Below are 11,481 nucleotides of genomic sequence, written 5' to 3'. Positions count from 1 at the left end.
TATTATACTCAGGGCTCCCATGGAGAAGAAAGGGAAAAGAAGACTGGGGTGGGCAGTCTTCTTTTCCTGTCTATCGGTTAGATTTGGACTTGCGGCAGCACTTTTTGGAAAGTCTCGATGACTTTGTCTGCTTCTTCGTACGTAATCGTGAGGGGCGGTTCGATGCGGATCGTCTTGGCATTGATCAGCGTTCCGGCTACCAGAACGCCGTTGTCAAACAAGCCTTTGGACACCTCGTAACCAATCTCGTCGTTATGGAACTCGATTCCGATCAGCAGCCCTTTGCCGCGCACTTCCTGCACTTTGTCACTGTGAGCCGCTGCTGCGGCGCGCAGCCCTTTCAGCATGTACTCGCCCATTTCCACGCAGCGGTCCAGCAAGTTTTCCTCGATCAGCACGTTGAAGGTCGCAATCGCTGCGGCGCACGCCAGCGGATTTCCGCCAAAAGTCGTCGTCTGCACAAACGGGTTCGGGAAAAAGCTTTTGAATACTTCCTCCGTCGCGACCACCGCTCCTGCTGGCATGATGCCCCCGCCAAACGCTTTTGCCAGGCACAAAATGTCCGGCACCACATCGTAATGCTCGCAGCAAAACATTTTTCCGGTGCGGCCCATTCCCGTCTGCACTTCGTCCAAGATGAGCAGGGCACCGTACTGGTCGCACAGCTCGCGCACTTGCTTCAAGTAGTTTTCCGGCGGCAGGTTCACTCCGCCTTCGCCCTGGATCGGTTCGAGGATCACCCCGGCAATTTCTTCCCCGACGAGCGCGCACGCCTCAAATGTTTTGCGCAGCATGTCGATATCGCCAAAATGCACATGGCGGAAGCCGGGAATCATTGGCAAAAACGGTTTGCGGAATACGCCTTTGGCCGTAGCGGACAACGCTCCCAGGCTTTTGCCGTGGAACGCTTTTGTCGTAGCGATAAACGTAGTGCGCCCTGTGTGCATTTTCGCCAGCTTGATCGCCGCTTCTACCGTCTCCGTACCGCTGTTGGCAAAATAGGCGTACTTCAGCTCGCCCGGCGTCACGTCAGCCAAAATTTTGGCGAGCATGGCGCGCAGCGGATCGAGCAAATCCTGGCTGTGCAGCGGTTGACGGTTGAGCTGGTTAATGACGGCCTCTACTACTTTTGGATGGCGATGCCCGACGTTGTAAATGCCAAAGCCGCCGAGACAATCGATGTATTCTTTTCCGTTTACATCCATAAAGGAGTTCGGGCCTGCGTCCTTCCATTCCACGGCGGCGAACTGTCCGTCTTTCGTAACCGACTTGCGGTAGCCGAGAAAGCCGGGATTTACGTGGTCGCGGAAGTTCTCGACCGTCTGGCGCGTTACCCACTCTGCCTCGTCTTTTGTAATGTCGGTTTTGGCGATCAGATCGAGAATCTGGCTCGTATAGGCGTAGACGTCTTTGTACTGTTCTTGTACTTGTATGTTCTGCTGTTTGCTCTCCACGGTTTTGCTCATCTCGCTGTCCTCCTGATTGGTTGGATTAGTTTTCAAACCAGCCGGTTGGCTGAACTTGCAGGTTGATGTTGATTTGCTTCACTTCCGTGTACTCCTCGAAGCCAAACGTGCCCAGGCCGCGGCCGATGCCGCTTTGCTTGTAGCCGCCCCAAGGCGCTTCGTTGTAGGTCGGATGGTAACAGTTGATCCACGTAATTCCGGCGCGCAGCTTTTTGATGACGCGCATCGCTTTGGCGCCATCCTGGGTGAACACGCCGCCCGCCAGTCCGTACACGGTATCGTTGGCGAGACGCACGGCATCTGCCTCGTCTTTAAAGCGTTGAATCGCCAGCACTGGCCCGAAAATTTCTTCCTGAACAATTTTCATAGATGGGGTCGTATCGGTGAAAATCGTCGGCTCGATGAAATAGCCTTTTTCCAGACCGTTTGTCGTCAGGCGGTTTCCTCCGCACAAGAGACGCGCCCCTTCTGCTTTGCCCAGCTCGATGTAATGGAGAATTTTTTCCATGTGAGCCTGGCTGACGACCGGACCCATCTCCGTAGCAGGATCGTCGCCATGGCCTACGCGTATTTTTTGGGCGCGCTCCACCAGTCGCTCGACGAAGCGGTCGTGAATGCTATCTTCGAGCAGCAGCCGTGATCCCGCCGAGCAAACCTGCCCTTGATTCGCGAAAATTCCGAATAGCGCGTAATCAACAGCCGTATCGAAGTCTGCATCTGCGAAAACGATGTTCGGCGATTTGCCGCCCAGTTCGAGGGAGATTTTTTTGATGTTGCCGACAGCAGCCCGCATGATGCTGCGCCCGGTGGCCGTACCGCCTGTAAAAGAAATTTTGTCGACCAGATGGCTCTCGGCAAGCTCGTTTCCGACCGTTGCTCCCGCTCCGAGCACCATGTTGGCTACGCCTTTGGGAATGCCGACTTCCTCGATGATTTCAAACAGCTTTTGGGCGGTAACCGGAGTGACCTCTGACGGCTTGAACACGATCGTATTCCCGGCGGCGAGCGCAGGCGCAATTTTCCACACACCCATGAGCAGCGGATAGTTCCACGGCACGATCAGGCCGCACACACCGACAGGCTCGCGCACGACCATGGCTTGCACCGGGTCTGCCACGTGATACGTCTGTCCGTCCGGCTTGGTAGCCAGCCCCGCGTAGTAGCGGAAGCAAGCAGCCGCATCCGCGACGTCAAAAGCTGTCTCGCGCAATGGCTTTCCATTGTCCAGCGTCTCCAGCCTGCCGATTTCTTCCGCCTGCTCCTCCAGCTTGTCGGCAATCGCCAGCAAGTAGCGGGCGCGCTCCGCTGCCGGAAGTTCCGACCAGATGCCGCTATCGAACGCATCGCGGGCGATCTGAATGGCATGGCGGGCGTCTTCCACATCCCCTTCTGCCGAGAGCGCAATCACTTCCCCTGTAGCGGGATTCAAGATTTCGCGGGTCTTCTTGCTTTGCGCATCCACCCATTCCCCGTTGATGTACATCTTCAGGTTTATCATGCAATCCATCCTCTCCTTCCGCTGTGTCCCTTCTCAGTCATTCCTTAAAGCAACTCCCGTGCCAATCCGGGAAGCACGACTACCATTGGTGTAAGCCTGGGCACTTGTACGACTGATTTATGCAAAAAATCATCGATTATGCAAAAATGAATAGATTTCTTATTGGCTCGCCAGCTGATTTTGCCGGAGGGCAACCAGGGCGGCAAAGTCGTGAATCAATGTCGCTGCCAACAGCGAAGTAATTTGCGTCGGATCGTACGGAGGCAACACTTCCACGAGGTCAAACCCGATGTAGTTCAGGCCTGTCAGGGAGCGTATGATTTGCAGCGCCTCGTGACTGGTGAAGCCGCCTACCTCAAGCGTTCCGGTGCCGGGTGCGAAGGCGGGATCGATAAAGTCGATGTCAAAAGTGAGGAAGCAAGGAGTTTCTCCAATCTGCGCTTTGATTTGCGCAATGACATCCGCAAATCCGCGGCTGCGCAGCTCTTGTGTCGTGATCACGTTGTACCCCAGCTCGTAGCTGGCCTCGATGTCGCCCGGATGGTTCAGCGTCCCGCGAATCCCGACCTGAAACACTTTGTCCGGCTGCAAAAGTCCTTCCTCGTGCGCCCGGATGAACGGGGAACCGTGCCAATATTTTTCGTCGTAGTACGTGTCCCACGTGTCTGTATGCGAATCAAACTGGATCATCGCTACCTGCCCGTATACTTTTTTGGCGGCGCGCAAGGACGCTAATGTAATCGAATGATCGCCGCCCAGCCCAATCGGCACGATGTCTTTTTTCATCAGGTCGAGCATGGCTTCTTCCATCAGCTCATAGCTGCGGTGGATGTTGTGCGGAATGACCGAAACATCTCCGACATCAATCGCTTGCGTATCCTCGAACGGGTATACTTTGTGCGTCGGATGATACGGAAACAGCGTCATGGAAGCCTGGCGAATCGCTTGCGGAGCAAACCGCGCCCCTACGCGAAACGAAGCGGCCGTGTCGAACGGCTGTCCGATAATCGCTACTTTGGCATTTTCTCTTGCCGACGGTAACCGCATGAACGTGCCTGTCGTGCAAAACTCCGGTTTTACGTCTGGGGAAAGTGGATATTGCATAGGTTGAAGTCCTCCGTTTGTAGATAGTGTGTAGGAGACGGCTGCATTTTGTTCTACAGCGTTGGACTTTTGGTTTGGCTATCTGGTGTCTATCCCTCTGCTCCTGTCCAACGCTGCCTGTATTCGTTTGCCATGTAATGGCGAAGCGGCAAAAGAATCATCGACAGCAGGACGGCAATGAGGAAAAGCTTGTTTCGCATCGCTCGTAACCACTCCTTGTTTCCTTCCTTGCTTGTTCGCGGAATAATTATTGCAAATATTATGCCAATTTACTTTTCCAGCGAACACTTGCAGCAAGGGGGGCGGCTTATGCGGTTTTGCATAATCTATGCGTTTTTGAATCATCGTTTTTGCATGGACTGGTCATGAAAAGGGCGCTGCTCTGGTGAGCAACGCCTTTGATTTTTGTTTAGTTTGACCGCTGCCGCATACACAGCCTTCCCGTCTCCTATCTTGTATTGCTCCGCTGTTTCGTCCGCCTTGCGGAAGCTCGTTTCCGTCTTTTCACGCAGCATCCTGGTCGACTGTGGCTTCATTCCAGTCCGACAGCGTCATCATGCTGCGCGTGATAGCAGAGCCGATAAACATCTGCGTTATTCCGCCATCCATCCACACCAACGGAATCCACTTACTTTCCACACGCTTGTCTCCCAAAGAGAGCAGAAGCAAGCGCGACCGTTTTGTATGCATTTTGGGGTAATCCATGAATTTTTGCATGAATAGGAACGCGCATGCTGTCCCCTCCCGCAGCAAAAAGCGCAATAGATGGCGCCCTTTCGCGTTTGGCATATCACTTGCTTACATGGCTGAGAGAAATAGTCGCATCATGTACACCACAGTTTGGGAAAGCAAGGGGGGCAAACGGCATGAGGAAAAACGATGCGACCAGACTCCGCAGCCGGGCGGCCGGGGGTTTGGATCGAATAGAAGCTGACCGCGAAATGTTAACCGCTTTCATTTTACAAACAAAGGGGATTGGTCATGGAAAAAAGCCTGAATCATTCAACTGCACCCACGTTAAAAAGAAGCTTGAAGCTGTGGCAGGTTATCGTTTTGGGACTGGGCTATTTAACGCCTCTGACCGTTTTTGATACGTACGGCATCGTCAGCCAGGAAACAGGCGGGCATGTTCCGACTGCCTATATTTTGGCGCTGGCTGCCATGCTGTTTACCGCATCCAGCTACGGGAAAATGGTGCGGGTATTTCCCGTCGCCGGGTCTGCCTACTCTTACGCCCGTCAGGCGATTAACCCGCACATCGGCTTTCTCGTCGGCTGGGTATCACTCCTCGACTACGTATTTCTGCCTGTCATTAATGTACTCCTCGGCAAAATTTACTTGTCTGCCGCCTTTCCGATGGTTCCGGGCTGGATATTGGGCATCCTCCTGGCTGCGGTCACTACTTACATCAATTTTCGCGGTATTCAGTCTACGGCCAACTTCAATACATTGCTGGTCGTGTTTCAGGTCATCGTTGTCGTCGTCTTCGTCTGCCTGAGCATTTCGCACATTGCTTCTGCCGCCAACGGTGCGCCTGCTTTTACAGCCCAGCCTTTTTACGGGGAAGCGATCTCGCTGCCGACGCTGCTCACCGGGGCTGCGATTCTCTGCTTTTCGTTTCTCGGCTTCGATGCCGTCACCACGTATACGGAAGAAGCGGTTGACCCGCTGAAAACGATCCCGCGCGGCATTTTTCTCGTAGCGTTGATCGGGGGCGTCATCTTCATCACGACTTCCTACTTCACTCAGCTTGCTTTTCCGGCGGTGGACCATTTCCAAAATCCTGAGTCGCCTTCACCCGAAATGTCGATGATTCTCGGACAAGATCTGTTTTACGCAATCTTCGTAGCGGGCAGCATAACCGCTGCGCTTGCTTCCGGGATCGCTTCCCATACGAGCGCTTCCCGCCTGCTGTACGTGATGGGCAGAGAAAACGTCCTGCCGAAAAAGCTGTTCGGCCACCTGCACCCTGTCAAAGGCATTCCGGCGCGCAACGTCTTTTTTGTCGGAGCCATCTCCCTGGCCGCTTTGTTTCTCGACCTGGAAACGGCGCTTGCCTTCATTAATTTTGGCGCATTGACCGCTTTTACTGCCGTTAACGCCTCTGTGATCGCCCATTACTATATTCGCAATCAACAGCGTTCTGTGCGCGATGTCGTTCACTACCTGCTTTCGCCGTTGATCGGCACCAGCTTTGTCGCTTTTCTCTGGTACAACCTGGACAGCCACGCGCTGACCCTTGGACTCACCTGGTCGTTGGTCGGCATCAGCTACTTGCTGTTCAGCACCAAATTTTTCACCAAAAAGCCTCCGGTCATCGACTTCGAGGAAGCCATTTAAAGCTCGGCCCCAAATCAAGCACAGGAGTGAGTCGACAATGAAGTTTGAATATTCGTACGATCAATCGGAAAATTTGCTGTCCCGCTTCGTCACTTTTGCCACCGAGCAGCGCCGCTATGATTTCGCCTTTTTCTACTCCCGGCATTTCGATGGAAAAAGTATCGTCATGTCGCTGCAAAACATGCGCGCCGCCTTGCTGTGCTCCGACGATGTCGGCCACGATCACAACTGGGTTCATTCGTTGGCTGTGCATGCAGAAGACGAAGAGGTCGTTTCCAGTTTCCTTGCGAAAGCGCTCTCTTCCTTGTTCAAACACGACGATCTCGATTAATGAAAGAAACTTTCACGAGCTGGTGCCTGTTTGCGGCATCGGCTTTTTTGCGCTGTGACGCCCGGCGATCCTTGATCGTCATGATCGGCGAACAAACAACCTTTTCCGTCTCCGCACAAGCTGCTTGCCGTTCCCGGAAAGGAAACCGTATCGACCGCTTTCACAGTAGCAGGTATCCGGAAAATCGGAACCTTTTCGCATGGCGGCAGGAAAATGCATGCGCAGCCAGTAAAATAACAAACAGCCCGCTTATTCTCAAACGGCTAACAAGGAGGATAACAACCATGTCCCACGATTGGCACATCCAGCTTGCTACGCCACACGATACGCTGGCTGTCATCAGTCTGCTGAAGCAGGTCGCGCAATGGCTGAAAGAGTCAGGGATCAGGCAATGGGCGTTTCTTTTGGAAGGCGGAGACGACGAGGAGATTGCACAAGCGATTGTGGATCAGCACACGTATCTCGTACGGAAAGGGCCGGAGCTGATCGGCACCTTTACCGTCGCAGCCAGCCAAACGGAATGGGACCGCCATATTTGGGGAGAAGATGCTTCCGAAAACAGCCTCTATCTTCACAGGCTCGCCCTGCGTCCTGCTACGATGCGAAAAGGACTCGGAGCCGATCTGTTGACCTGGATCACGCAGCATGCAGCAAACGAGCAGAAGAACCTGAGACTGGATTGCGTAGCGGACAATCCGCAGCTGAACCAGTTTTATCAGCGCAACGGCTTCCACCTGCTCGGGACAACAGACGGACATCACAAATGGCAAAAGAGCGTGGAACCCCGCGCTTAGCGAATTTGGGCTTTCGCCTTCATAGGCAACTGCATACGGTAATAGGGACAGCAACTGGAGAGAGGAGCAATTCAATGTATCCGTCGCACTATGGTTATCCATGGCATCCCCCTGTCACGCCTGTGAACTGGGACTGGGACCAAACGTCTTGGGGACACCACTGGTATCCAGCCTATTATCCTTGGTACAGCAACTGGGAGAGCAGCTGGAATCGGGTCGAGCTGAAAGATTACGGCCCCCACCCGCTGGCGATCAATATCGATGAAGCGACAAAGCAAAACAACTATTACCGCACCGCCTTGTGGACGGGGAAGCATTTGCAAGTCACCTTGATGAGCATTCCGGTAGGTGGAGACATCGGTTTGGAAATACATCCGGACACCGATCAGTTCTTCCGCATTGAGGACGGACACGGGCTTGTGCAAATGGGAGCGAGAAAAGACCGGCTAGACTACCAGGCAAGACTCAATGACGATTACGCCGTGATGGTTCCCGCAGGCACGTGGCACAACATCATCAACACCGGAAACGAGCCGCTGAAGCTGTACTCGATCTACGCGCCGCCCCACCATCCGCACGGAACGGTCCACCGAACAAAGGCGGCTGCCATGGCAGAAGAACGGCATCACTCCTGATGAGCCATTTGACTTCAAGCAAAAAAAAGCAAAAATCCCGACTGACCCTGCGTGCAGGAGTCGGGATTTTTTCATGGCAAATGCTCAATTGCTCAGCTTTCGACGAGTGCTTGCGTATGCTCAAAAACCACTTTTCCATCCACGATTGTCAGCACTGCTTTCGTATCCGGGATTTCCTCGACTGGCACCGCGAAAAGATTGCGCGCAAGCACGACGATGTCTGCCAGCTTGCCCGCCTCCAGCGTGCCCAGCTCCTGTTCCCGGAACGAGCCGTAAGCAGACCCGGCTGTGTACGCCCGCAGTGCCTCGGCCAGCGTAATTCGCTCGTGCGGATGCCAGACATCTGCGCCGCCGCTGTCGATCCTGGTGACAGCCCGGTACACCTGGAGCAACGGATTCAGCAGATCGATCGGGAAGTCTGTCCCGAACGCCAGCCTCGCCCCGGCCTTTTGCAGCGTGTTGATCGAGAAGACATGCTTCTCCCGCTCCGCCCCGATCCGGTCGGTATAGACGCCGCGTTCGGACATGGCAAAATGGTCGGGCTGCATCGAAGCGGTGACATCCAGCTCCCGGAACCGGGGAATATCATCCGGGTGGATGACCTCCACATGCTCGATCGAGTGGCGGGCATCGCGCTTGCCGTTTGCTTTTTGCGCTGCTTCGTAGGCGTCAAAGGCAAGCCGGATCGCTCCGTCTCCGATGGCGTGGAAGCGAATCGCGAAGCCCTCCTTGTCGGCATCCACCACCCATTGTTTGATCGTCTCCGGCGGGAATGACGTCTCGCCCCGCGTGTCGGGCTGATCGGCATACGGCTCAAGCAAATACGCTGTGCGCGCTGTAATGACGCCATCGATAAACTGTTTCAGCCCCGATACCCGCAGCATGTCTGACTGGTACGTCTCGCGAAGCTGTTTGACTCGCTCCAGGTCGCCATCCAGGGCAGGCCAGAGATGAATCCGCATCGTCAGCTCATCTGCCGCCTCAAACTCGCGGAATACGTCATAGTCCGTCAAGATCGCCATCGATTCCGTCGCAAACAGGTCGTGAACCGCCGTGACGCCCAAGCTCGCCGCATACGCGAGGAAGTTGCGGAACAGTTCGCGCCTTTTTTCGCGGGAAAAGTGATACGCGTGCTGGACGACGGCTCCCATCGCCTTTTCATACAAAAGGCCGTTCGGCTCCCCCTCCTCGTCTTTGCCGATGATCCCGAAAGCAGGGTCTTCCGTATCCCTGTCGATTCCGGCCAGTTCCAGCGCTTTGGAGTTGACCCAGGCGTAATGCCCTTCCGCGTGAAACATGAGCGCTGGCCGATCCGGCACAGCCTGATCCAGCGCGTAGCGATTCGGCAATTGCTGCGTGTCCCAATAAGCCGCATCCCAGACGTTGCCAATGACCCACGGCTCATCCGGTTTTGCCTGGGCAAACTCGCGGATCATCTCCAGCGCCTCTCTTTGCGATCGGGCGGAAAACAAGTTGACGCATTCCATCGCCACTGCCCCGTGCATGATGTGCAGGTGAAAATCGTGGAATCCCGGCATGATCAGCTGGTCGACAAACGAATACACTTTCGTCTCTTCCCCGGCATAAGCGCTGATCTCTTCTTTTGTGCCGACCGCGATGATTTTGTTGTTGGCAATCGCAATCGCCGCTGGCTCCGGCTTCTCGGAAAGCCCGGTAAAAACGGCGTTGCTTGATACGATCAAATCCGCTATTTGTTTTCCCATTGTTTGTCTCATCCTCTCATTTTTCGCTGGAAACGAGTTAAGTTGCCTTCAGCAATGACCGCTGTTAGCCCATCTCGCATCACCCTTTCCTCCCTGCTGGAATGCTCGATTTCGCCCCATTAGTGCACTTCGTCTACCGTCAGCATCGGCGGCGGCTGTCTGAACATTTTCGTCAGTCCAACGAGATAAATAAAGCCAAGCAGGAGCCAACTGCCGCCCAACAACAGGGAATGCTTGTCGAGCTTGATGAAAAACAGGCCGATGAGCGCAGCGCCGATCAAAGGTAGAATCAGGTACAAAATCGTCCCTTTGAACGACCGCTGTTTCTCGCGGATGTAATAATGGGCAACGACCGCCAGATTGACGAAGAAAAAGGCAAACAGCGCTCCAAAATTAATAAACGACACAGCGGTCAGCAAATCGAGAAACAGCGCACTCAACGCGACTAGACCAATGATGGCAATATTGAAGACAGGGGTCCGATACTTGGGCGACAAATAGCCAAACACTTTTTTCGGCAGCACATTTTCCCTGCCCATCGCGTATAAAATGCGCGAGGCGCTCGTCCCGGACGCTACCGCCGACGCGAATCCGGCTGTCAAACCGACTGCGATCACGATGCCGGTGAACACTGTCCCGCCAATGTCCATCGCGATTTCCAGATAGGCGGAGTCGGGGTTTTGAAAAGACTGAAACTGCGGATAAATGAGTTGGGAAAAATAAGACCCGGCAATAAACAACAGTCCGCCGATCAGCGTGATCAAATAAATCGCTTTCGGCAAGCTTTTCGTCGCGTCTTTCGTCTCCTCCGACAACGTCGTCACCGCATCGAAGCCAAGGAAGCTGAAACAGAGCAGCGGAACGACGGACAACAGCGTCGGGATGCTGATTTGGGCATCGTAAAAAGGCACGGTCGAAAACAGCGTCCCTTCTCCTTTGCCACTCTGCAAGCCGTAGATCGCCAAAATGAAAAAGAGCAGAAAAACAAGCAGTTGCAGCAGAAGCATGTACGTGTTGAATTGCGCTGCCAGCTTGATGCCGAGAATGTTGACCGCCGTAATGATGGCGATAAAGGACACAATCCAGACGAACATCGGAATCGAAGGGAAAAAGGCCGACAGCGAGATGCCGATGAGCAAGGAACTGATCATCGGGCTGAACATGTAGTCGATAATGATCGTCCAGCCGACAATAAAACCGACGTGCGGACTAAGTGTCTTCTGGGTAAACGTGTAGGCCGCCCCCGCATTCGGGAACGCTTTGACCAGCTGCGCGTAGCTGTACGCGGTAAACAGCATGACAATCATGGCGATGGCGTAAGCCGTGGGCATCATTCCGTTCGTACTATGTACGGCGACACCATACGTCGAGAAAAACGTTTGCGGAGCCATAAAAGCAAGCCCGAAAAAGACGATGTGCCTAAGAGTTAGCGAGCGCTTCAGCGTTGGTGCAGACGGATGCTCCATTGATCAATCCCCCAGTTCTTTTGTTTAGCTACTCTCTTGTTCAAGAAGTTGTCCTCTGCATATTTTGTACCAAGTCAGATAATTTAGCAAATTCCGTTTATTTTACTGCCAGGTCTAATTCTG

Annotated in this window: 10 protein-coding genes; 4 read left to right on the top strand and 6 right to left on the bottom strand. The window is 54.1% G+C overall.

Translation table 11 applies throughout. The annotated features are described in order from the left end of the window. Positions 1 to 77 precede the first annotated feature (77 nt). The 4 genes from EDM60_RS14930 to EDM60_RS29435 all read right to left on the bottom strand — a co-directional run bounded on the left by EDM60_RS14930 (position 78) and on the right by EDM60_RS29435 (position 4,707). Positions 78 to 1,466: a putrescine aminotransferase gene (locus EDM60_RS14930; RefSeq protein WP_122964678.1), complete on the bottom strand. Its 1,389-nt coding sequence runs from the start codon at positions 1,464 to 1,466 to the stop codon at positions 78 to 80. Between the two features lie 25 nt (positions 1,467 to 1,491). Beyond that, positions 1,492 to 2,964, bottom strand: coding sequence for an aldehyde dehydrogenase family protein (locus tag EDM60_RS14925; RefSeq protein WP_122964677.1), 1,473 nt, complete (start codon positions 2,962 to 2,964; stop codon positions 1,492 to 1,494). Positions 2,965 to 3,123: 159 nt separating this feature from the next. Further along, the gene (speB, locus tag EDM60_RS14920) at positions 3,124 to 4,068 is read right to left on the bottom strand and encodes an agmatinase (RefSeq protein ID WP_122964676.1); all 945 of its coding nucleotides are present in this window, start codon (positions 4,066 to 4,068) and stop codon (positions 3,124 to 3,126) included. A gap of 504 nt (positions 4,069 to 4,572) precedes the next feature. Then, positions 4,573 to 4,707, bottom strand: a complete 135-nt coding sequence (locus EDM60_RS29435; protein WP_267901881.1) for a hypothetical protein — start codon at positions 4,705 to 4,707, stop codon at positions 4,573 to 4,575. 342 nt (positions 4,708 to 5,049) lie between these two features. Between EDM60_RS29435 and EDM60_RS14910 the strand changes: the two genes are divergently transcribed. The 4 genes from EDM60_RS14910 to EDM60_RS14895 all read left to right on the top strand — a co-directional run bounded on the left by EDM60_RS14910 (position 5,050) and on the right by EDM60_RS14895 (position 8,168). Continuing rightward, positions 5,050 to 6,408, top strand: a complete 1,359-nt coding sequence (locus EDM60_RS14910) for an APC family permease (protein WP_122964675.1) — start codon at positions 5,050 to 5,052, stop codon at positions 6,406 to 6,408. Positions 6,409 to 6,445: 37 nt separating this feature from the next. Beyond that, a complete protein-coding gene (locus tag EDM60_RS14905; RefSeq protein WP_122964674.1) occupies positions 6,446 to 6,739 on the top strand; it encodes an SAV0927 family protein in 294 nt (97 codons plus the stop codon). A gap of 284 nt (positions 6,740 to 7,023) precedes the next feature. Then, on the top strand, positions 7,024 to 7,533 hold the full coding sequence (locus EDM60_RS14900) for a GNAT family N-acetyltransferase (RefSeq protein WP_122964673.1): 510 nt from the start codon (positions 7,024 to 7,026) through the stop codon (positions 7,531 to 7,533). Positions 7,534 to 7,607: 74 nt separating this feature from the next. After that, positions 7,608 to 8,168: a cupin domain-containing protein gene (locus tag EDM60_RS14895; protein WP_122964672.1), complete on the top strand. Its 561-nt coding sequence runs from the start codon at positions 7,608 to 7,610 to the stop codon at positions 8,166 to 8,168. A 92-nt stretch (positions 8,169 to 8,260) separates the two neighbouring features. Here EDM60_RS14895 and EDM60_RS14890 read toward each other — a convergent pair whose 3' ends face one another. After that, positions 8,261 to 9,892 carry an amidohydrolase gene (locus EDM60_RS14890; RefSeq protein WP_122964671.1) on the bottom strand — a complete coding sequence of 544 codons (1,632 nt, stop codon included), beginning with the start codon at positions 9,890 to 9,892 and terminating at the stop codon, positions 8,261 to 8,263. A gap of 119 nt (positions 9,893 to 10,011) precedes the next feature. Then, positions 10,012 to 11,358 carry an APC family permease gene (locus tag EDM60_RS14885; RefSeq protein ID WP_122964670.1) on the bottom strand — a complete coding sequence of 449 codons (1,347 nt, stop codon included), beginning with the start codon at positions 11,356 to 11,358 and terminating at the stop codon, positions 10,012 to 10,014. Between the last annotated feature and the right edge of the window lie 123 nt (positions 11,359 to 11,481).

Origin of the sequence: Brevibacillus parabrevis, from assembly GCF_003710905.1 — a bacterium.
Taxonomy (GTDB): domain Bacteria; phylum Bacillota; class Bacilli; order Brevibacillales; family Brevibacillaceae; genus Brevibacillus; species Brevibacillus parabrevis.
The sequence above is the reverse complement of the archived record's forward strand: the minus strand, read 5'-3'. Positions and strand labels throughout refer to the sequence as shown.

Coding starts and splice junctions, on each gene's coding strand:
- EDM60_RS14885 (WP_122964670.1), bottom strand. CDS start 11,358: ATGGAGCATCCGTCTGCACCAACGCTGAAGCGCTCGCTAACTCTTAGG.
- speB (WP_122964676.1), bottom strand. CDS start 4,068: ATGCAATATCCACTTTCCCCAGACGTAAAACCGGAGTTTTGCACGACA.
- EDM60_RS14890 (WP_122964671.1), bottom strand. CDS start 9,892: ATGGGAAAACAAATAGCGGATTTGATCGTATCAAGCAACGCCGTTTTT.
- EDM60_RS14895 (WP_122964672.1), top strand. CDS start 7,608: ATGTATCCGTCGCACTATGGTTATCCATGGCATCCCCCTGTCACGCCT.
- EDM60_RS14910 (WP_122964675.1), top strand. CDS start 5,050: ATGGAAAAAAGCCTGAATCATTCAACTGCACCCACGTTAAAAAGAAGC.
- EDM60_RS14925 (WP_122964677.1), bottom strand. CDS start 2,964: ATGATAAACCTGAAGATGTACATCAACGGGGAATGGGTGGATGCGCAA.
- EDM60_RS14930 (WP_122964678.1), bottom strand. CDS start 1,466: ATGAGCAAAACCGTGGAGAGCAAACAGCAGAACATACAAGTACAAGAA.
- EDM60_RS14900 (WP_122964673.1), top strand. CDS start 7,024: ATGTCCCACGATTGGCACATCCAGCTTGCTACGCCACACGATACGCTG.
- EDM60_RS14905 (WP_122964674.1), top strand. CDS start 6,446: ATGAAGTTTGAATATTCGTACGATCAATCGGAAAATTTGCTGTCCCGC.